General features: G+C 43.5%; 23 protein-coding genes. All 23 read left to right on the top strand.

The features are described from left to right. Window positions 1-150: 150 nt before the first annotated feature. The 23 genes from sdaAB to ADA55_RS14245 all read left to right on the top strand — a co-directional run bounded on the left by sdaAB (window position 151) and on the right by ADA55_RS14245 (window position 22,016). Entirely contained in the window at window positions 151-813 is a 663-nt protein-coding gene (gene sdaAB, locus ADA55_RS14355; protein ID WP_048684933.1) for an L-serine ammonia-lyase, iron-sulfur-dependent subunit beta, read from the top strand. A 37-nt stretch (window positions 814-850) separates the two neighbouring features. Further along, a complete protein-coding gene (gene sdaAA / locus ADA55_RS14350) occupies window positions 851-1,735 on the top strand; it encodes an L-serine ammonia-lyase, iron-sulfur-dependent, subunit alpha (RefSeq protein ID WP_048684931.1) in 885 nt (294 codons plus the stop codon). Continuing rightward, entirely contained in the window at window positions 1,732-3,783 is a 2,052-nt protein-coding gene (recG, locus tag ADA55_RS14345; protein ID WP_048684929.1) for an ATP-dependent DNA helicase RecG, read from the top strand. Before sdaAA ends, recG begins: the two co-directional genes overlap by 4 nt. Window positions 3,784-3,901: 118 nt before the next feature. Beyond that, on the top strand, window positions 3,902-4,459 hold the full coding sequence (gene fapR, locus ADA55_RS14340; RefSeq protein WP_034313744.1) for a transcription factor FapR: 558 nt from the start codon (window positions 3,902-3,904) through the stop codon (window positions 4,457-4,459). Window positions 4,460-4,483: 24 nt separating this feature from the next. After that, window positions 4,484-5,470, top strand: coding sequence for a phosphate acyltransferase PlsX (gene plsX, locus ADA55_RS14335; protein ID WP_034313740.1), 987 nt, complete (start codon window positions 4,484-4,486; stop codon window positions 5,468-5,470). 27 nt (window positions 5,471-5,497) lie between these two features. Further along, window positions 5,498-6,445 (top strand): ACP S-malonyltransferase, encoded by a 948-nt coding sequence (gene fabD / locus ADA55_RS14330; protein WP_048684926.1) that lies wholly within the window; start codon window positions 5,498-5,500, stop codon window positions 6,443-6,445. Beyond that, complete coding sequence (gene fabG / locus ADA55_RS14325) at window positions 6,445-7,185, top strand: 3-oxoacyl-[acyl-carrier-protein] reductase (RefSeq protein ID WP_414629829.1); 741 nt, start codon at window positions 6,445-6,447, stop codon at window positions 7,183-7,185. Before fabD ends, fabG begins: the two co-directional genes overlap by 1 nt. A 57-nt stretch (window positions 7,186-7,242) precedes the next feature. Next, window positions 7,243-7,476, top strand: a complete 234-nt coding sequence (locus tag ADA55_RS14320; RefSeq protein WP_034313729.1) for an acyl carrier protein — start codon at window positions 7,243-7,245, stop codon at window positions 7,474-7,476. Between the two features lie 260 nt (window positions 7,477-7,736). Next, on the top strand, window positions 7,737-8,480 hold the full coding sequence (gene rnc / locus ADA55_RS14315) for a ribonuclease III (RefSeq protein ID WP_034313726.1): 744 nt from the start codon (window positions 7,737-7,739) through the stop codon (window positions 8,478-8,480). Between the two features lie 20 nt (window positions 8,481-8,500). Then, complete coding sequence (gene smc, locus ADA55_RS14310) at window positions 8,501-12,064, top strand: chromosome segregation protein SMC (protein WP_048684920.1); 3,564 nt, start codon at window positions 8,501-8,503, stop codon at window positions 12,062-12,064. Window positions 12,065-12,091: 27 nt separating this feature from the next. Next, window positions 12,092-13,108 (top strand): signal recognition particle-docking protein FtsY, encoded by a 1,017-nt coding sequence (gene ftsY / locus ADA55_RS14305; protein WP_034313721.1) that lies wholly within the window; start codon window positions 12,092-12,094, stop codon window positions 13,106-13,108. 216 nt (window positions 13,109-13,324) lie between these two features. Next, entirely contained in the window at window positions 13,325-13,657 is a 333-nt protein-coding gene (locus ADA55_RS14300; RefSeq protein WP_034313718.1) for a putative DNA-binding protein, read from the top strand. A gap of 11 nt (window positions 13,658-13,668) precedes the next feature. Then, on the top strand, window positions 13,669-15,009 hold the full coding sequence (ffh, locus tag ADA55_RS14295) for a signal recognition particle protein (protein ID WP_034313716.1): 1,341 nt from the start codon (window positions 13,669-13,671) through the stop codon (window positions 15,007-15,009). 152 nt (window positions 15,010-15,161) lie between these two features. After that, complete coding sequence (rpsP, locus tag ADA55_RS14290; RefSeq protein WP_048684918.1) at window positions 15,162-15,434, top strand: 30S ribosomal protein S16; 273 nt, start codon at window positions 15,162-15,164, stop codon at window positions 15,432-15,434. 13 nt (window positions 15,435-15,447) lie between these two features. Then, window positions 15,448-15,678, top strand: coding sequence for a KH domain-containing protein (locus tag ADA55_RS14285; protein WP_048684915.1), 231 nt, complete (start codon window positions 15,448-15,450; stop codon window positions 15,676-15,678). A 221-nt stretch (window positions 15,679-15,899) separates the two neighbouring features. Further along, a complete protein-coding gene (locus ADA55_RS14280; RefSeq protein WP_034313711.1) occupies window positions 15,900-16,286 on the top strand; it encodes a YlqD family protein in 387 nt (128 codons plus the stop codon). 10 nt (window positions 16,287-16,296) lie between these two features. Continuing rightward, entirely contained in the window at window positions 16,297-16,815 is a 519-nt protein-coding gene (rimM, locus tag ADA55_RS14275) for a ribosome maturation factor RimM (RefSeq protein WP_034313708.1), read from the top strand. Then, window positions 16,815-17,549 carry a tRNA (guanosine(37)-N1)-methyltransferase TrmD gene (gene trmD / locus ADA55_RS14270; protein ID WP_048684912.1) on the top strand — a complete coding sequence of 245 codons (735 nt, stop codon included), beginning with the start codon at window positions 16,815-16,817 and terminating at the stop codon, window positions 17,547-17,549. The genes rimM and trmD overlap by 1 nt, the downstream gene beginning before the upstream one ends. A gap of 130 nt (window positions 17,550-17,679) precedes the next feature. Continuing rightward, complete coding sequence (gene rplS, locus ADA55_RS14265; protein WP_034313702.1) at window positions 17,680-18,027, top strand: 50S ribosomal protein L19; 348 nt, start codon at window positions 17,680-17,682, stop codon at window positions 18,025-18,027. 218 nt (window positions 18,028-18,245) lie between these two features. Beyond that, window positions 18,246-18,806 carry a signal peptidase I gene (gene lepB / locus ADA55_RS14260; protein WP_034313700.1) on the top strand — a complete coding sequence of 187 codons (561 nt, stop codon included), beginning with the start codon at window positions 18,246-18,248 and terminating at the stop codon, window positions 18,804-18,806. Window positions 18,807-18,823: 17 nt separating this feature from the next. Continuing rightward, entirely contained in the window at window positions 18,824-19,696 is an 873-nt protein-coding gene (ylqF, locus tag ADA55_RS14255) for a ribosome biogenesis GTPase YlqF (protein ID WP_048684908.1), read from the top strand. A 155-nt stretch (window positions 19,697-19,851) separates the two neighbouring features. Next, window positions 19,852-20,634 (top strand): ribonuclease HII, encoded by a 783-nt coding sequence (locus ADA55_RS14250; RefSeq protein ID WP_226990470.1) that lies wholly within the window; start codon window positions 19,852-19,854, stop codon window positions 20,632-20,634. A 14-nt stretch (window positions 20,635-20,648) separates the two neighbouring features. Further along, a complete protein-coding gene (locus ADA55_RS14245) occupies window positions 20,649-22,016 on the top strand; it encodes a hypothetical protein (protein ID WP_142398449.1) in 1,368 nt (455 codons plus the stop codon).

Below are 22,016 nucleotides of genomic sequence, written 5' to 3'. Positions count from 1 at the left end.
CTTAAATAGTTTCGTTTTAAAAACAACAATCTTTACGAAAAGAGCCTTTAATTTTATGAAAAGAAGGATTACGGACAGCATAATTGTAATTACAATATATCAGGCTTTATTATTAAACTGACTCCAAGTGAATAGAAGGAGGAGCTAATCATGAAATTTAGAAGTGTATTCGATATAATTGGTCCTGTTATGATCGGCCCCTCTAGTTCCCATACAGCAGGAGCTGCAAGGATCGGTAGGGTTGCCAGGAATTTATTCGACCGGGAACCAAAATGGGCCCATATTTCTTTTTACGGATCGTTTGCCAAAACCTATAAAGGCCATGGAACGGATGTAGCCATTGTAGGAGGCCTGCTTGATTTTGATACATTTGATGAGAGAATCAAAGAATCGCTGAAAATAGCACGCAAAAAGAAAATGAAAATTACATTTCGAGAAGAAGAGGCAGTACCGGAACATCCCAATACAGCAAAAATAACAGTTGGTGATGATGATGGTGAACTGGAACTTGTCGGAATATCGATAGGCGGGGGAAAGATCGAAATCGTCGAATTGAACGGGTTTAAATTGAGGCTGTCCGGGCATAACCCTGCCATACTCGTCGTTCATGATGATCGATTTGGTGCCATAGCCAATGTTTCAAACATATTAGCCAAGCATCAGATCAATATTGGCCAAATGGAAGTCTCCCGAAAAGAGAAAGGGCAGATGGCCTTGATGACGATTGAAGTGGACCAAAACCTGGAGGATCACGTCATAGCTGAAATTACAGCACTCCCCAATATCACTCAAGTAGCAAGGATTGTGGATTGATAGAGCAATCGTTTCCACTTAGGAAGGAGAAGAAATCATGTTTCGAAATGTAGCGGAATTAGTAGAATTAGCTGAATCAAAGCAGAAAAAAATTTCAACGCTGATGATAGAGCAGGAAATGGAAGTAACGGGAAAAAGCCGTGAAGAAATCATCCGGCAGATGGGAGTCAATCTGGATGTAATGGAACAGGCAGTTGAAAAAGGACTTCAAGGTGTACGGTCCGTTTCCGGCCTGACGGGAGGGGATGCAGTCCTTCTTCAGAATTACATTAAATCCGGAAACTCCTTATCCGGGGAACTGCTGTTGGATGCGGTAAGCAAAGCCGTGGCAACAAACGAAGTGAACGCAGCCATGGGAACGATTTGTGCGACACCGACTGCCGGATCTGCTGGTGTTGTGCCTGGTACCCTTTTCGCTTTGCAAAATAAATTAAAACCGAATCGGGAACAGAAAATTGAGTTCCTATTTACAGCAGGGGCGTTTGGTTTTGTAGTAGCGAATAATGCTTCGATCTCTGGAGCCGCAGGGGGCTGTCAGGCGGAGGTCGGTTCTGCTTCGGGTATGGCGGCGGCAGCCATCGTTGAAATGGCAGGAGGGACACCGGCACAAAGTGCAGAAGCGATGGCAATCACATTAAAGAACATGCTTGGTCTTGTGTGTGATCCTGTTGCTGGTCTTGTGGAGGTACCTTGTGTGAAACGTAATGCCATGGGTGCAGCCAATGCCATGGTTGCAGCAGATATGGCTTTAGCGGGTATCACAAGCCGCATACCGTGTGATGAAGTAATTGATGCGATGTATAAAATCGGGCAAACGATGCCATCTGCTCTTAGGGAAACTGCACAAGGAGGTTTAGCGGCTACACCGACTGGGCGGGAGTTGGAAGCGAAAATCTTTGGCTTACCGCTAAATAAGAAGTGAACTCGACTTTACGCGAACCCATTACCGCAGTAAAAGGCATTGGGGCCGAAACGGCAGCAGCTTTGGGGGAAATGGAGATCCATACCGTCGCGGATCTCCTTGAGCACCTCCCATATCGCTATGAAGATTACCGGTTGAGGGATTTAGAAACGGTCGAGCATGATGAACGGGTTACTGTAGAAGGCAAAGTTCATACAGTACCCACGTTAGGGTACTTCGGAAAGAAAAAATCCAGGCTCACGATTAAAGTTTTGACTGGGAGATATTTAATAAATGTCATTTTTTTTAACCAGCCTTATCTGAAGCCGAAGCTTGCGATAGGCGAAACCGTAACGGTAACGGGAAAGTGGGATCGTCATCGCCAAACCATTACAGGCTCGGAATGCCATGTTGGTGATCGAAGCCGGGAGAAAGAGTTCGAACCGGTGTACTCAGTGAAGGGCAGCATTACCGTCAAAGGGCTCCGCCGCTTTATCTCCAATGCATTTTCTGAATATGGGACAATGATAGAAGAAAATCTGCCCCCGCAATTATTGGCGGCATACAAACTGATGCCGCGTAATGATGCTCTTCATACCATGCATTTCCCTCAATCGGCCAATGAGGTGAAGAAGGCCCGACGCCGTTTTGTGTATGAAGAATTTTTATTGTTTCAACTTAAAATGCAGGCACTTCGTAAAGTGCAGCGGGAGCAGTCAAAAGGAATAGGCCAGGAGTTTGACATGGAGCGGCTGGAAGCCTTTGTTGAAACACTCCCTTTTCCTTTGACGAACGCTCAGAATAGGGTCGTCGAGGAAATAATGAATGACATGAAATCTCCCTACAGGATGAATCGTCTGCTTCAAGGGGATGTCGGGTCTGGGAAAACGGTGGTTGCCGCCATATGCCTGAAGGCTACGATTACAGCAGGTTTCCAAGGTGCACTTATGGTCCCCACGGAAATCTTGGCTGAGCAGCATACACAATCGCTGAAAGCCATGTTGGAACCGAGTGGAGTAAAGGTCGCATTGTTGACAAGTTCGGTAAAAGGCAAAAAGCGCAAGGAACTATTGCAAATGCTGGAATCCGGGGAACTGGATCTTTTGATAGGAACTCATGCATTGATTCAAGATGAAGTGAATTTCCGGAACTTAGGTCTTGTCATAACGGATGAACAACATCGTTTCGGAGTGGAGCAGCGCCGCATCCTTCGTGAAAAAGGTACCAATCCAGATGTACTTTTCATGACGGCTACACCAATTCCGCGAACTCTCGCAATTACAGTGTTTGGGGAAATGGACGTCTCGACGATCGATGAAATGCCTGCCGGGCGTAAAGCGATAGAGACCTATTGGGCGAAACACCAAATGCTTGATCGGATCTTATCCTTTGTCGAAAAGGAACTAAAGAAAGGGAGACAGGCTTATGTCATCTGTCCATTGATTGAGGAGTCGGAGAAACTCGATTCTTTACAGAATGTTCTTGATGTTCATGCAATGCTGACACAATACTTTGCGAACAGGTACAAAGTGGGTCTTATGCATGGACGGCTGCCCGCGGATGAAAAGGAAGAAGTGATGCAGCAGTTCAGTGCCAATGAAGCGCAAATCCTTGTTTCCACTACCGTCGTCGAGGTTGGGGTGAATGTTCCAAATGCAACGGTAATGGTCATTTATGATGCGGAGCGCTTTGGACTTTCACAGTTGCACCAGCTACGGGGAAGGGTTGGACGGGGGAGCGATCAGTCCTTTTGCATCCTGCTGGCTGATCCGAAAACGGAAGTCGGCAAAGAGCGGATGAAAATCATGACTGAGACAAACGATGGTTTTGCCCTTTCCGAAAAAGATTTGGAACTCCGTGGACCCGGGGACTTCTTCGGTAAAAAACAAAGCGGCCTTCCCGAATTCAAGGTAGCCGACATGGTCCATGATTACAGGACCCTTGAAGTGGCAAGGATGGATGCAGCAAAATTAATTGCGTCCCAAAGCTTTTGGCATTCCCCGGAGTATGCACCTTTGCGGGACTATTTAGAGGGAACGGGAGTATTTACGGGAGAAAAGCTGGACTGAACTGAATAAAAAACCAATAGCAGATTGTGAGATTTTACGCAATATCTTGCAATCTGTTTTTAAAATATATATACTACTATTAGTACCTAGTCATAATACTACGGATGGTGACCTTCAAATGCGAAGAAATAAGAAGGAACGCCAGCAATTATTAATCGAAACGATTAAACAGAATCCTTTTGTAACGGATGAGGAGCTGGCTGAAAAATATTCGGTGAGCGTCCAGACCATTAGGCTTGACCGTCTTGAATTATCGATACCGGAACTGCGTGAACGGATTAAAAGCGTGGCCGAGAAAAAATTCAGTGACGAAATCAGGGCATTGCCTTTGGATGAAATCATCGGGGAAGTAATTGATCTTAATTTAGATGATAATGCAATTTCGATTTTGGATATAAATAAAGAGCATGTCTTTAAGCGGAATGGAATCGCAAGGGGACATCACCTTTTTGCCCAAGCAAACTCATTGGCTGTGGCAGTCATAAATGATGAATTGGCATTAACTGCGAAAGCATCCATTTTATTCACTCGTTCTGTAAAGGAAAATGAAAGAGTGGTAGCTAAAGCGAGGGTTAAAAACGTGGACCACACCAACGATCGTTCCGTGGTTGAGGTTAGAAGCTACGTAGGTAATGAACTGGTTTTTAAAGGCGAGTTCGAAATGTATCGCTCTTAACTTGCTAGTAAAGGATGAAAAAAAATGAAGATAACGATAGATGCAATGGGTGGCGATAATGCTCCCAAGGCACAGGTTTTGGGAGCGATGAAAGCTGTCGAGGCTTTTTCCGATGTGGAAATTACCTTGATAGGCAATGAATCCGAGATTAACCAATACTTAGCGAAGCATGGCCGAATAAGGGTTATACATACTGATGAAAAGATATTAAGTACCGATGAACCTGTTCGTGCGGTTCGCCGCAAGAAAAGCGCATCGATGGTATTGGCTGCACAGCAGGTGGCTGACGGAGAAGCGGACGCATGCATTTCTTCAGGCAATACGGGGGCGCTAATGGCTGCAGGTTTGTTTGTGGTCGGAAGGATAGAAGGCATTGAACGTCCGGCATTGGCTCCCACCCTTCCGACGATCGATGGCAAGGGTTTTGTATTACTGGATGTAGGCGCGAACTCCGATGCTAAACCGGAGCATCTCCTTCAATTCGCCATAATGGGGTCTGTTTATGCCCAAAAAGTGCGGGGAATCGAAAAGCCCCGTGTCGGATTACTTAATATCGGAACAGAAGAAAAAAAAGGGAATGAACTGACTAAGCATGCCTTTACATTACTGCAGCAATCATCGGAGATATCCTTTATAGGTAACGTAGAGGCAAGGGACCTCCTAAACGGGCCGGCAGACGTTGTCGTGACGGACGGCTTCACGGGAAATATGGTGTTAAAGACGCTGGAAGGTACTGCTATGGGCGTATTCAAAATGGTGAAAGCTGCCTTGATGAGCAACCTCAAAAGTAAGTTGGCTGCAGCGATGGTAAAGCCAGAACTAAAAGTCATAAAAAATAAAATGGATTACTCGGAGTATGGCGGTGCTGGCCTCTTCGGTTTGAAGGCCCCTGTCATTAAGGCGCATGGTTCTTCAGATGCGAATGCGGTCTATAATGCTATACGCCAGACTCGCGATATGGTTGGAAATGACGTCATATCGACAATTGCGGAGACAATAGAAAAACAATAATAAATCATAGAGGCAGGGGAGTAACAGATGGGTAAAATTGCTTTTGTCTTTCCAGGACAAGGATCACAATCAATAGGAATGGGGCATGGCTTATTTCAGGAAAAAGAGCGTGCTCAGCAAATTTTTCGATCAGCAGATGAAAAACTTGATTTTCCGCTTACGGAATTGATCTTTAATGGCACACAACAAGAATTAACGGTGACTTATAATGCACAGCCAGCCTTATTGACTACGAGTTATGCTTTTGTCAGGGAGTTGGAAGAAGCGGGAATCAAACCCGATTATACTGCCGGGCACAGTTTAGGTGAATATACGGCATTAGTGGCATCTGGTGCAATTTCTTTTGAAGATGCCGTATATACAGTGCGTAAACGCGGTGAATTCATGGAAGCTGCGGTACCGAATGGTCAAGGCTCAATGGCTGCGATTTTGGGAATGGACCGTGAAGCTCTATCTGAAGTCACTTCTGAAATTACGGCCACAGGTGAATCCGTTCAATTGGCCAATATTAATTGTCCAGGGCAAATCGTCATTTCAGGCACCTCCGAAGGGGTTAAACTTGCAAGTGCAAAAGCCAAGGAAAATGGGGCTAAACGGGCTCTTCCTCTTGAAGTGAGCGGACCGTTCCATTCTGAATTAATGAAACCGGCAGCAGAAAAGTTACAGGGTGTCCTTGATGAAGTAAGCTTCAAACAGGCAGAAATTCCTGTCATTTCAAACGTAACGGCTAAGCCCATTACAGCACCTGCCGAAATAAAAGAAAAATTAATCGAACAGCTGTATTCACCGGTCCTTTGGGAGGACAGTGTGAAAAATCTACTTGAATTGGGCGTGGATACGTTCATCGAGGTTGGCCCAGGGAAAGTGTTGGGCGGATTGATAAAGAAAATTGATCGTTCCGTTCAAATTCATTCGGTATCCGATATAGATACTCTAACTAAAACAATTGAAACATTGAAGGGGGTACAAGCATGATCCTCGAAGGTAAAAAAGCACTTGTAACGGGAGCATCACGAGGTATTGGCAGGGAAGTTGCATTGGAACTTGCCCGTCAGGGAGCAGACGTTGCCATTAACTATTCCGGCAGTGAAGCAAAAGCGAATGAAGTGGTTGATGAAATCAAGGCATTGGGCCGGAAAGCATTCGCCATCCAATGCGATGTTGCAAATAGTGAATCAGTGACAAGCATGATGAAAGAAGTCGTCGAACAATTTGACAGAGTGGATATCCTGGTTAATAATGCCGGCATCACACGTGATAACCTTTTGATGCGCATGAAAGAAGATGAATGGGATTCTGTTATCAATACGAATCTTAAAGGCGTGTTCCTATGCACCAAAGCTGTTACAAGGCAAATGATGAAGCAGCGCAGCGGCAGGATCATAAATATGGCATCGATCGTCGGCGTCAGCGGAAATGCAGGGCAGGCTAATTATGTAGCGGCTAAAGCAGGTGTCATCGGTTTGACTAAAACGACGGCAAAGGAACTTGCATCAAGAGGCATTACGGTCAATGCGATTGCCCCAGGTTTCATCTCAACGGATATGACTGGGGAATTGCCTGAAGACGTTCAAAAAGCCATGCTGGACCAAATTCCGCTTGCACGTTTCGGTGACCCTAAAGATATTGCTGGAGTGGCGTCTTTCCTTGCTTCCGATGCAAGCAAATATATGACTGGGCAAACTCTTCATGTAGATGGCGGCATGGTCATGTAAGTTTTCTTTGATTTTTTTCGAAATTAATTTATAATGTCTTGAGGGGAGGTGAACACATTGGCAGATGTATTAGAAAGAGTAACTAAAATCGTTGTAGATCGTTTGAACGTAGAAGAATCAGAGGTAAAACTTGAAGCTTCTTTCAAAGAAGATCTTGGTGCCGATTCCCTTGATGTAGTTGAACTAGTCATGGAATTCGAAGACGAGTTTGATATGGAAATTTCGGACGATGACGCTGAAAAAATCGCCACAGTAGGTGATGCTGTGAATTACATACAAAGCACTATGTAATGAATTGTCATTTGACTAAAAGCTCCGTTTTTTAACGGGGCTTTCTCTTATTGCTTAAAGAAGTTTGATTCAGCGGCAGATAACGGAATGAGCATGTTCACGGGTATGCTCCGCCTGCATGCAGTGTCTTTTGCCTTTAGTTTTCTTTAAGCGGATAATCATGTATGATGGTACATAGGAAAGCTTGACAGGAATTCCTGCCAGGTTTCTTTTTATATATTGGAAAAATATGCTTTTTGAACCGTGGAGGGTTTTGTGTGATGCGTAGGAACGGAAATAATCGTAAACCATCAATCAAGGAAAATAAATTCAAACAGTTGCAAGAAAATCTGGGTTTTCATTTTAAAGATGAAAACTTATTGAAACAAGCTTTTACACATTCATCTTATGTGAATGAGCATCGCCGTAAGCCTTATGAAGATAATGAAAGGCTTGAATTCTTGGGGGACGCTGTACTTGAACTGACCATCTCTAAATACTTATATCAAAAATATCCGATGATGAGCGAAGGTGAACTTACCAAACTAAGGGCAGCCATTGTATGTGAGCCTTCACTTGTTGCTTTTGCCAATAGCCTTTCTTACGGGGAATATGTATTACTCGGAAAAGGGGAAGAAATGACAGGTGGAAGGGAACGCCCTGCCATGCTTGCGGATGTATTCGAAGCCTATATTGGTGCTTTGTACCTTGATCAAGGATTAGAGCCAGTTGTGCAGTTTTTGACGAATGTCGTGTTTCCGAAGATAGACGAGGGTGCTTTTTCTCATGTGATGGATTATAAGAGCCAGCTTCAGGAGCTGATCCAGCGCGATGCCATCGGTGTCCTGCAATATAAGATCTTGCAGGAAAAAGGACCGGCCCATAATCGGGAGTTTGTTTCGACGGTCTCCCTGAATGGGGAAGAACTTGGCTCTGGAATAGGAAAGTCCAAAAAAGAAGCGGAGCAGCATGCAGCCGAGCATGCATTGATCGTTTTAAAAGAAAAAAATCAACAAGATAGTTGAACAGTAGAGGGGGAAAGGTCATGTTCCTCAAACGTTTGGACGTTGTAGGATTTAAATCTTTCGCAGAGAAAATTTCGATAGATTTTGTACCTGGTGTCACGGCAGTGGTTGGACCAAACGGAAGCGGTAAAAGTAATGTGACCGATGCAGTCCGGTGGGTCCTTGGAGAGCAGTCTGCGAAATCACTGCGTGGAGCAAAAATGGAAGATATCATCTTTTCGGGAAGTGACACGAGGAAAGCGTTGAATTTTGCGGAAGTATCATTGACCCTTGATAACGAGACCAATTCCCTGCCGATCGACTTTCATGAAGTCAGTGTGACAAGGCGTGTATATCGATCGGGAGAAAGTGAATTTTTCATTAATAATCAAGGTTGCCGTCTGAAAGACATCATAGACCTTTTCATGGATTCCGGTCTTGGGAGAGAAGCGTTTTCCATCATCAGCCAAGGGAAAGTGGAAGAAATCCTTAGCAGCAAGGCTGAAGAAAGACGAGTGATTTTTGAAGAAGCAGCCGGTGTCCTGAAGTATAAAACGAGAAAACGAAAAGCGGAATCGAAGCTGACGGAAACACAGGATAACTTAAACCGTGTCCATGATATCCTCCATGAATTGGAGGGGCAGGTGGAGCCGTTGAAAATTCAGTCTTCCCTCGCCAAGGAATTTTTGGCGAAGAAAGACGAGCTAGAGCAAATAGAAGTGGCTTTAACCGTTTATGAAATTGAAGAGCTTTATGAAAAATGGGAAAAACTATCACAGGAACTTGAAAAACATAATGAAATGGAACAGCAAATGGCAGGACAGCTTCAGGACAGGGAAGCACATCTCAAAAAGTTAAGGGATAGTCTTGCGACGCTTGAGACATCGATCAATGGCCTTCAGGAGATTCTCCTGAATGCCAGCGAAGAACTTGAAAAGCTTGAAGGCCGTAAAGAAGTTTTGAAAGAACGGAAAAAAAATGCCGCCCAAAACAAGTCACAGCTGGAAAAAGCGATTGTGGAAGGTGAGGCTGCTGTCGAGCGTTTGTCTTTGCAAAAGGAAAGAGAAACGGAAATCCTTCATGCACTGAACTTGGAAGTGAAAGGGATTTCTGAAACCTTACATGAAAAACAAAAAAGCCTCGGTCTATTCAATAGTGATATCGAAGCGGTGATCGAAGCGAAAAAGAGTGACTATATCGAGTGGTTGAACAAGCAGGCCTCGGCCAAAAACGAAAAACAATACCTGCTTCAGCAGCTTGCGCAGCAGGAACATAAAAATGCAAAACTTGATATGGAAAATGAAAAGTTCTTAACTGAAAGAATGGATATCACTGCTAAAAAAATGGAATATTCACAGCTGATGGACAATATGACCAAGCAGCTTGAAGAGCATGTCACTTATTTCCGAAATCAGCAGAATAAATTGAATGCGGCAAAAGATACGTATCAAAAACAAGAAACCACCCTTTATAAGGCCTATCAATTCCTTCAACAGGCTAAATCGCGTAAGGAACTGCTTGAAGAAATGGAAGATGATTATGCAGGCTTCTTTCAGGGTGTAAAAGAGGTTTTGAAAGCGAAAGAAACCCTTCGAGGCATTGAAGGGGCAGTTGCGGAATTGATAAAGGTTCCAAAGGAATATGAAACGGCCATTGAAACGGCTTTGGGCGGAGCGATGCAGCATGTTGTCGTGGAACGCGAAGAGCATGCACGGGAAGCCATTTCCTTCTTGAAGAAAAATAGGTACGGGCGTGCGACTTTCTTGCCTTTATCAGTCATAAAGGCAAGAGAGATATCAGCTAACCAATTATCGATGCTGAAGAGCCATTCAGCTTTTGTAGGGACTGGTTCCTCATTGATCCAATATGATGATAGGCATGCAGCGATTGCTGAAAACCTATTAGGAACAGTGATTATCACCACGGATTTAAAAGGGGCAAATGACCTGGCAAAAATGATGCAGCATCGTTTCCGCTTCGTAACACTTGAAGGGGATATCGTCAATCCAGGTGGTTCAATGACTGGTGGAGCCTTAAAGCAAAAAACGACCTCCCTGCTTTCAAGGAAAACGGAATTGGAGGAGCTCCAACAAAAACTTGCTGCCATGGAAGTCAAAACGAATCAGCTTGAAAAGCAAGTCAAACAGCTCAAAGTGGATGTGGGTGTTCAAGAGCAAACGCTTGAACAAACCAGAAAAACGGGAGAGAGACTTCGATTACAAGAACAAACCCTTAAAGGGGAACTCCGTGAAGTGGAGCTTCAGGAAAGAAATGTGAATGAACGGCTGCATCTTTATGATTTGGATAAAAATTCATATTTAGAAGAACAACAGCAAAAAACGGCAAGACTTGAAGAGCTGGAAGAACTTTTGGAATCATGTAAATCGGAAATTGAAGGTCTGGACCGGTTGATTTCCGAAATGACCGAACAAAAGCAATCACAACAATCTTCAAAAGAGAGTCTTGCTGAAGAAACGAATGAACTGAAGGTAATGCTCGCTTCCAAGCGTGGCCAGCTGCAAAATCAAAAAGAGAAGATGGAACGCATTGAATCGGATCTTTCTAAGGAATCAAGCAGGCTTGCTGAAAACAAAGATGATTTAGGGCTCCTGACCAATGAAATGACAGACAGTTCAAGCGGGGAAGAGTCCCTGGAAGATATGGCTCAGCAGAAATTGCTCGATAAAAATGGAGCAATTGAAGGAATCACCATAAAAAAACAGGAAAAAAACGAGCTTCTAATGGAAGTTGAAACGCTCGAACTGTCCTTGAAAGAAGAAAATCGACTTTATAGAGGCATTGTCGAAGTGATAAAGGATGAAGAAGTGAAATTAACTCGTCTGGATGTCGAACTGGAAAATCGCCTCGACCACTTGCGAGAAGAATATACCCTTTCCTTTGAAGGTGCTAAAGAACGGTATCCATTGATGATGCCTGCCGACGAAGCTCAAAAAAGGGTGAAGCTCATCAAGCTTGCAATCGAGGAACTGGGGACGGTGAATTTAGGTGCAATTGATGAATACGCACGTGTAGCTGAACGCTATGAATTCCTTCTTAGTCAAAAGGAAGACCTTCAACAGGCGAAAGATACATTATTCCAAGTCATCGATGAAATGGATGATGAAATGAAACGCCGCTTTGCGGATACTTTCTATTCGATCCGTAAAGAATTCGAACAAGTCTTCAAAGCTTTATTTGGCGGAGGCAGAGCGGAGCTGAAACTGACGAATCCTGATGATTTGCTAAATACAGGGGTGGATATCATTGCACAGCCTCCCGGAAAAAAACTGCAAAATTTGAGCCTCTTATCCGGCGGAGAACGAGCATTGACAGCCATAGCCCTTTTATTCTCGATTCTAAAAGTGCGTCCTGTTCCTTTCTGTATCCTTGACGAAGTCGAGGCAGCGCTAGATGAGGCGAATGTCGTCCGGTTCAGCCAATTTTTAAGAAAGTTCAGCAGGGAAACGCAGTTCATCGTGATTACTCACCGCAAAGGCACGATGGAAGAGGCAGATGTCCTATACGGCATTACGATGCAGGAGTCAGGCGTCTCCAAACTTGTTTCCGTCCGGATGGAAGAATCAGAAAACTTTATGGAAGTTTAAAATTCATGAATTAGAGGAAGTGGGACAATGAGTTTTTTCAAAAAGTTAAAAGAGAAATTTACTACTCAGGAAGAAAAAGAAAAATCAGTTGAAGCAGAAGTATCCATTGGGGAAAAATTCAAACAAGGTTTGACAAAGACGAGGAATTCCTTTACTGGAAGGGTTAATGAACTTGTTGCCCGTTATCGGAAAGTGGATGAGGACTTCTTTGAAGAACTTGAAGAAATCCTGATACAGGCTGATGTAGGCTTTGATACTGTGATGGAACTGATTGATCAATTAAAAATGGAAGTCAAGCTTCGCAATATCTCTGATACGAGGGAAGTGCAGTCCGTTATTTCCGAAAAGCTTGTTGAAATCTACCAAGGTGATGATGAAGCGACTTCTAGCCTGAATATACAAGAAGAAGGTTTGACGGTCATTTTGTTTGTAGGGGTTAATGGGGTAGGTAAGACGACGACCATTGGTAAACTTGCCCACAAATTCAAAACAGAAGGAAAATCTGTCGTATTGGCTGCAGGGGATACCTTCCGTGCCGGTGCGATTGAACAGCTTGAGGTTTGGGGTGAGCGTGTCGGTGTCAGTGTAATCAAACAGGGTGAAGGCTCTGACCCAGCAGCTGTCATGTTCGACGCCATTCAGGCCGCCAAGGCACGAAAAGCGGATATCCTTATCTGTGACACTGCCGGTCGCTTGCAGAATAAAGTGAATTTAATGAAGGAATTGGAAAAGGTGAAACGTGTAATTGAACGTGAAGTACCAGGTGCACCACACGAGGTGCTGCTTGCCCTTGATGCGACAACTGGGCAAAATGCCCTTATCCAGGCCAAGACATTCAAGGAAGCGACAAATGTTTCCGGTATTGTTTTAACAAAGCTTGATGGCACCGCAAAAGGTGGAATTGTTTTGGCGATTCGCAATGAATTGGCCATTCCCGTTAAATTTGTCGGGCTAGGTGAAAAAATGGATGATCTACAGGAATTCGATGCCGAGAAATATGTTTATGGCCTTTTTGCTGATATCATCGATAAAGAAGAGGTTTAAGGGAAAATTGTAAGCCGGAAGAGTTCATTCTCTTCTGGTTTTTTTACCATGATAATTGGAGGACCAATTGAAGAAAGGTCCAAAAAAGAAGCGGGAAATGAAAAAATAATGCTTTGCAAACACGTGGTAAGGAGTTTAACTTGACATCAAATAAACAAGGCTTTACAATATAAACTTGTAAAGGGTTTTCACTTAACAGCAGGGAGGCTTGCTAAGATGCTTGAAAAGACAACGCGGATTAATTATTTGTATGACTTTTACCAATCGTTGTTAACAGAGAAGCAGCAGAGCTACATGTCCCTCTACTATCTGGATGATTACTCTCTTGGCGAGATTGCCGATGAATACGAAGTCAGTAGGCAGGCAGTCTATGATAATATAAAAAGAACAGAAGCGATGCTTGAGGAATATGAAGCAAAGCTATTGTTATTTCAAAAGTTTCAAGAGCGTAACCAGTGGATTGCGAATATGAAGGGACTCATAGAAAAGGAATCCTTTTCAAAAGAGAAGCTGCTAGACGCAATCACAACGCTTGAGAAGTTGGATTAGGAGGCGGCAATATGGCATTTGAAGGATTGGCCGACCGACTGCAGAGCACGATGCAAAAGATCCGTGGAAAAGGGAAGGTCAACGAAGCGGACGTTAAAGAAATGATGCGTGAAGTTCGATTGGCCCTGCTTGAAGCGGATGTTAACTTTAAAGTCGTGAAGGATTTTGTAAAACGTGTCAGTGAACGTTCGGTAGGTCAGGAAGTGCTGAAAAGCTTAACCCCCGGTCAACAGGTAATTAAAGTAGTTAAGGAAGAATTGACTGAGCTAATGGGCGGCGAACAGAGCAAGATTGCCGTTGCCTCGAAACCACCGACTGTCATTATGATGGTAGGTCTTCAGGGTGCTGGTAAAACGACGACCACCGGAAAGCTTGCCAATCTTCTTAGAAAAAAATACAACCGCAAGCCATTGCTCGTTGCGGCTGATATTTACCGTCCGGCGGCGATTAAGCAGCTCGAAACACTTGGCAAACAATTAAGCATGCCTGTTTTCTCCCTTGGGGACCAGGTCAGCCCTGTTGAAATTGCCAAACAGGCAATTGAAAAAGCTAAGGAAGAACATCATGACTATGTGTTGATTGATACCGCAGGCCGTCTTCATGTGGATGAAAACTTGATGGGCGAACTGAAGGATATCAAAGAGTTGACAAAACCTGATGAAATCTTCCTGGTTGTCGATGCGATGACAGGTCAGGATGCGGTCAATGTAGCCCAAAGCTTCAATGAACAGCTAGGCCTGACAGGAGTCGTATTAACGAAACTTGATGGGGATACACGTGGTGGTGCGGCACTTTCAATTCGTTCAGTCACCGACACGCCGATCAAATTCGTCGGTATGGGTGAAAAATTGGATGCACTTGAAGCGTTCCATCCAGAGCGGATGGCGTCAAGGATCCTCGGCATGGGTGATGTATTGACCCTTATCGAAAAAGCACAGGCCAATGTAGATGAAGAAAAAGCGAAAGAATTAGAGAAAAAGATGCGTACCGCCACTTTTACCTTTGATGATTTCCTTGATCAGCTTGGTCAGGTGCGGAATATGGGACCGCTTGATGATATTCTGAAAATGATTCCCGGTGCGAATAAAATGAAAGGGATGGACAACCTTCAGATCGATGAGAAACAGATCGGTCATGTTGAAGCTATCATCCGTTCAATGACAACGCATGAAAAGGAACATCCGGAAACCATGAATGCATCCCGCAAGAAACGGATTGCAAAAGGAAGCGGCAGATCGATTCAAGAAGTGAACCGTCTACTGAAGCAATTCGAAGAAATGAAAAAGATGATGAAACAGGTCACGAACATGCAAAAAGGAAAGAAAAAGGGATTCAAATTCCCGTTCATGTAAGGTTTATTTCAGGTCTAAACTGAGGCGAATACGGGTCGAAGCCATGTATTTCAACACTTTTTTTACCTGTTAAGAAAAAAACCTTTACAAACATGCAAGACATTTGATATTATACTATCTTGTGTGAAACTATTCGGAGGTGCTTATTTAAAATGGCAGTAAAAATTCGCTTAAAACGTATGGGAGCTAAAAAATCTCCTTTCTATCGTATTGTAGTTGCAGATTCTCGTTCACCACGTGACGGACGTTACATTGAAGTGGTAGGAACTTATAACCCGGTTGCTCAACCAGCTAAAGTTGAAATCAACGAAGAGCTTGCTCTTAAATGGTTACAAGATGGAGCTAAACCATCTGATACAGTTCGTAACTTATTCTCTACACAAGGCATCATGGAAAAATTCCATGTTGCAAAAAACAGCAAGTAATCGACGGTAGTTGATGAAAGCACTTATTGAAACGATTGTTTCAGCACTTGTGGATTATCCGGAAGAGGTCATCGTGACCTCCAAGGAAGAATCCGACCGGATTGTTTATATCCTCTCCGTTCATAAAGAGGATATGGGCAAGGTGATCGGTAAACAAGGGCGTGTTGCTAAGGCGATTCGGACTGTGGTATATGCAGCAGGATCTTCACAGCAGAAGAAAATCTATTTGGAGATTTCCGAATAAGGAGGGTTAATACCCCTCCTTTTTTTGTACTTCAAGAAAGTGAAATTTCGACTTGGATCCTAATTGAATAGACCCGGACTTTAAACTTTACGCCTTTTTAAGACGCATCTTTTACCGATTTACGTTATACTTAAGAGAATGACCCCCATTTCAAAAAGATTACCCCATCATACATATTTTTTGAAGGAAATAAGAAATCATAGATAATAGGAGGTGCTGGAATGAAAATTCTCCAAAATGTAATCGTTAACCAAGTATTAACGGAATCCAGCAAGAATCAGCTCCTCGAGAAATACAAGTCAAAACGCCTTCAGCTTCAAAAAGAGAGTGAACAGCTTCGCTTTGAACTGAAAAAACTTGAAAAAACAAGAACTCTCCAACCTGCTAGTCTCCGTGCTCATTTTGAAAAAGAAATAAACCAGAGGCAAGAAAAAATTAAACTGCTTGAATTTCAGATGGAGCAGTTGGAGATCCTTCCCGCAGGTAGTGAATTGAAGGAACGGGAAGTTCAAAGTATCATTGATGTGGAAATTGGGGCAGATTGGGACGAAATCATGGCAACGAAGACCATTGTCATAAAAGATGGAATCGTCTCGGAAATTCGTTAGAGGTGAAAGAATGGAAAAATGGTTTAATGTAGGTAAAATTGTCAACACACATGGTCTTTTAGGAGAAGTCCGTGTAATTTCTTCAACAGACTTTCCAGAAAAACGATACAAAGTGGGAAATACTCTGTATCTGTTTAGGGACACGGAGAAAAAACCTTTGCCCCTCATCATCAGGTCGCATCGCACCCATAAAAACTTTAACCTATTGACGTTCGAGAACTATTATAACGTCGGACAGGTCGAGGCATTTAAAAACGGGGTCCTGAAAGTGAAGGAGGCGCAGCTTGGTAAATTGGACGAAGGTGAGTTCTACTTCCATGAAATCATCGGCTGTTCGGTATTTACGGATGAAGGAATGGAAGTTGGGGAAATCGTTGAGGTTCTTACGCCTGGTGCCAATGATGTTTGGGTCATTAAGAAAGCTGGCAGTAAGGACATCCTGATCCCGTATATTGAACAAATTGTTAAAGAAGTGGATATTTCCGCTAAAAAGGTCATCATTACACCTATGGAAGGACTTTTAGACTGATGAAAATCGATGTGCTTTCGCTTTTTCCAGAAATGTTCGAAGGGGTATTTGGTTCGTCAATCTTAAAAAAGGCTGCGGAAAAGCAGGCTGTCAGCTATAAGGTGACCAATTTTCGAGATTATGCAGATAATAAGCATTCGACAGTAGACGATTATCCTTATGGAGGCGGTGCTGGAATGGTATTAAAGGCACAGCCGATCTTTGATGCTGTGGAAGCTCTTAAAGGACAAGGAGAGCTAACCCCAAGGGTAGTCCTCCTTTGTCCTCAGGGAGAGCGTTACACGCAGAAAAAAGCCGAAGAGTTTGCTGAAGAAGAACATCTCATTTTCATTTGCGGGCATTATGAAGGGTATGATGAGCGCATCCGGGAGCATGTCGTAACGGATGAAATATCTATTGGTGACTTTGTGCTTACAGGCGGGGAATTGGGCGCAATGGTCATTATTGACAGCGTTGTTCGCTTGCTGCCGGGCGTTTTGGGAAATGTTGACTCCCCGATCCTTGATTCCTATTCTTCTGGTTTGTTAGAGCATCCCCATTATACTAGACCTGCAGATTTCCGGGGAATGAAAGTTCCCGATCCGCTAATATCCGGGAATCATAAAAAAATCGATGAATGGCGGATGAAGGAATCTCTGCGCAGAACTTGGATTCGACGTCCGGATTTGCTCGATAGTTATGAACTATCGGAAGTTGAAAAAAAATTATTGTCCGAGATTAAAAAAGAAGACTGATGCCTATTGCATCGACGTTTAGAGTATGATAGGATATACCTTGTGACTTGGGCAAAATGCTCAGTCTTATAACGATGTTCCGCTGCAAACAATAAGTATTTGCAAGAGCGTCCAGGAGGAGTTGAAATCGATGCAAAATCTTATTAACGAAATCACAAAAGAACAACTTCGCTCAGATCTTCCATCATTCAGACCTGGTGACACAGTACGTGTACACGTAAAGGTTATTGAAGGAACTCGCGAACGTATCCAGTTGTTTGAAGGCGTTGTAATCAAACGTCGTGGCGGCGGAGTTAGTGAAACTTTCACAGTACGTAAGATCTCTTACGGCGTTGGAGTAGAACGTGCTTTCCCTGTTCACACACCAAAAATTGCGAAACTAGAAGTTATCCGTCACGGTAAAGTACGTCGTGCGAAACTTTATTACCTACGCGAACTTCGTGGTAAAAAAGCACGTATTAAAGAAATTCGTCGTTAATTCTTCGAATATCTTCATGCGGGTTTACCATGATCCACATAAGGTGAATAACCAAACAGTATCATGCAAAAAAAGGGAGCTTGTTTATCAGGCTCCCTTTTTGCACTTTAAGAAACGATGAATGCACATAGGGTGAAAGCTATATAGAATCCTGCTCGCTATAGCGTCCGCAACATGTTAAAATAATTGTTGATATGCTTCAAAAAGGGTGGATAATGATGGCGAAAAAGAAAAATGAATTGTGGGAATGGACAAAGGCGGTCATAATCGCGGTTATAGCGGCGACGCTGATTCGTTATTTCCTCTTGGCTCCTATTGTTGTGGACGGCAATTCCATGATGCCGACATTAAAGGATACGGACCGCATGATCGTTAATAAAATCTCCTATTCGATTGGCGAACCCAAAAGATTCGACATTATCGTTTTCGAAGCTCCAGAAGGCAAAGATTACATAAAGCGGGTCATCGGATTGCCAGGGGAAAAAGTTGAATATAGAAATGATACTCTTTACGTGAATGGAAAAGCTTATGATGAGCCATACTTGGATGAATATAAAGAACAATTGATTGATGGCGGGGCTTTGACGGAACCTTTTACATTAAGTGATGTAATAGAACAAGGAACGGTGCCTGAAGATCACCTATTCGTCCTGGGGGATAATCGCCGTTTCAGCAAGGATAGCCGCCATATTGGTGTAGGTGTCGTTCCTTACGATAAAGTGTTAGGAAAAACTAAATTAGTTTATTGGCCGATCGAAGACTTTCGATTGGCGGAATAGTAGGAAGGTGGATTCCATTGACAATACAGTGGTTCCCTGGCCATATGGCCAAAGCAAGACGGGAAGTAACAGAGAAATTAAAACTGATCGACATCATCTTTGAACTTGTGGATGCCCGGATTCCGGCATCTTCACGAAATCCGATGATCGACGAAATCATTCAGCATAAACCGAGGGTCATCCTTTTGAATAAAGCTGATATGGCGGATCCGGCAAAAACGAATATGTGGCTGGAACATTATAAATCGCAGGGGAAAACGGCGATTGCCATTAACTCACAGGCAGGAAACGGTTTAAACCAGATTACAGCTGCATCCAAAAATCTTTTAAAAGAAAAGTATGAGCGGATGGAATCAAGAGGAATAAAGCCGAGAGCGATCCGTGCCATGATAGTCGGCATTCCGAACGTGGGGAAATCGACTTTAATCAATCGACTTGCCAAAAAGAACATTGCCAAAACAGGAAATACACCTGGAGTCACGAAAGCGCAGCAATGGATAAAAGTGGGTAAGGAATTGGAATTGCTCGACACGCCGGGGATTCTCTGGCCGAAATTCGAGGATCAAGAAGTAGGTTTGAAGCTTGCTTTGACAGGTGCGATCAAGGATACGATTTTAAACTTGCACGAAGTCTCATTATATGGCCTTCGCTTTTTGGAAAAAGAATATCCGGAAAGATTGAAATCCCGTTATAACCTGGATGTAATTCCACAGGAAACGCTCGAATTGTTCGATGCTGTCGGAAAGTTCAGGGGCTGTTTAGCATCTGGGGGCTTCATCGATTATGACAAAACCGCAGAGTTGGTCGTACGTGAAATCCGTTCAGAAAAGATGGGCCCGCTTACGTTCGAGGTTCCTTCGGATTATGAAAAGGATGATATCCCCGAATAAGATTAACATTGACTTGAGTGTTGTAATACGGAGCTGGAGTTGGATGTCGAAAAGATTTTTTCTTTTTGATGTCTCTTTTCCGCTCCGTATTTTTGTCTGAACTGTAGAAAAGAAGCAAGACTGCCGATAATTAATATGATGGGTGATAAAAGATGATAACTGCAATGAGCATTAAGGAAATCTCCTTAAAGTTAAAGACGATAAGAGAGCCGGAAGATTCATTTTTACAGAAATGCCGGGAGGACGGACGGAAGGGAGTAACCGACTTAGTAAACAAATGGCAAAGAACTTATGAAAAAGAACAACAGGTAAGGGATGCTTTCACGGAAATGACAGAGTTTGAAAGGCAATTACGGAAACAAGGGTTTTCCATTCTCGCTGGCATCGATGAAGTGGGAAGAGGACCTCTTGCAGGACCGGTTGTGACAAGTGCAGTCATCTTGCCTGATTCTTTTTATTTGCCAGGGCTTAATGATTCTAAAAAGATTCCGGAGTCAAAAAGGGAACAGTTTTATGAGATGATTTTTAAGGAAGCGATATCCGTAGGTGTAGGTGTTGTACATAGCGAAGTAATTGATGAAATCAATATATATCAAGCTACGAAAAAGGCAATGGTGGCTGCAGTGAACGATCTGTCAGAACTTCCGGATCATTTGTTGATCGATGCGATGGAACTGGATGTGCCGATTCCCCAGCTTTCGCTCATAAAGGGGGACGCAAGAAGCATTAGCATCTCTGCGGCATCCATAATAGCCAAGGTGACTCGTGATAGGATGATGAAGGAATATGGTGAAAAATATCCGGAATATGGTTTTGAAAAGCACATGGGTTACGGGACAAGCCAACATTTAGAAGCTCTCGACATACACGGGCTTACACCTTGGCATAGAAGAAGTTTTGCACCGGTTAAGGAAATCGCTGCACGAACGAAGGAATAAGGGGGGGATGAGTGGTGCAATCCATAAAAAGCAGTCAACCCGTAGCTTCACCCATTGAAATAAAAGGAACTGCGAGTTTGAAAAACGGGCAAATCCTTTTCGGGAAGGTGAATAAGTTTTTTCTTAACCAAACGGCCGAGGTACAGGTTGGCCATCAAAAAATGGTTGCCACTCTTGATATCCCGCTTCGTACAGGAGTGAAGTATTGGTTTCAAGTGCAGCAACAAATTGAGGGGTGTGTCGTGTTAAAAGCTTTAGATTCCCCCAATTTAAACGTTTCTGGCTTAAAGGGAACAGTTGCACAATTGATCGCTCACCTCGGCATAAAACCTGAACCGGCCGCAACCAAGCTTGCCGAATACCTGCTGACAAACCGCCTTCCGATAACCAAGGAAACTTTTCAATCCGCTTTGCGATGGTTAAAAGCTGCTGATGCTGCAGAAGTTGGTCTGCCTGTAATAAAAACAATGTTCATTCAGCAACTGCCTTTTGTAAAAGGTGTATTTGATGCATTATTTACGCAGTCCAAAGGTGAACCTTTCCACAAACTCCTCAGTGGCTTCAGGCAGCAGCTGCAGGATGGTGGGGCAGTAACGAGGACTGCCTCCAAGCTAATGGAGGTATTGGACTCTTTACATGTTGCCAAACAGAACCAGCTTCAACAAATCGGTTTACAAAAACTTGTGACCGCTTGGCTGAATTCCGATTCAACGCCAGAAATGAAATCCGGGGCATTTTCCCTGCTTCAAAAGACGGGTTTCGTTCCAAAGGGAATGACGGAATCCGTCTTTCTGGAAAGTTTAATGGATGGAGCTGAGGTTAGGTCCGGTATTCCTAAAAATTCAGCGATTGATAAATTACACCAAGGATTGCAGCTGCTTTCCGCAGCTAAAGGCGGAGCATTTGCACAAGTTGAAGAAATCGAAATGGCTATTAACCGCATATTGAATAGTCATGATCATGAGAAGGCAAAACTGCCGATTGATATCCACTCGATGCAGAGAAAAAACATTTCTGCAGAAAAACTTACCCCTCTTGCCTTTCATTTACTCCAGAATGCTTTTGCCGAAGCGATAGCTACAAAGGCAGTAGACGGAAAAATAGAAGCGAATGACCTTATAGGCTACTTGAATAAGGACACAGAGCAAGTAGCTGAGTCGAAGGGTAAAGCTGCTGAATTACTGTTTCGGTCGCTTAATAAGCCTCCTGAGGCCCAATCCACTAGGATTAATGAGAAGCTGGTCCTTTCACATGTATTGGCAGCTGATTTTCAAACAATCGATTTCACCCATGGACCTTCTGTCGCACACCAACTGAAAGAAATGACCAAGATCCTTGGACTCCAGCTGGAACATGCACTCATTAATTTTTCCAGGAGATGA

Origin of the sequence: Bacillus sp. 220_BSPC (assembly GCF_001054655.1) — a bacterium.
GTDB lineage: Bacteria > Bacillota > Bacilli > Bacillales > DSM-1321 > Peribacillus > Peribacillus frigoritolerans.
Note: the sequence above shows the minus strand (reverse complement) of the source record. Positions and strands in the feature narration are given on the sequence as shown.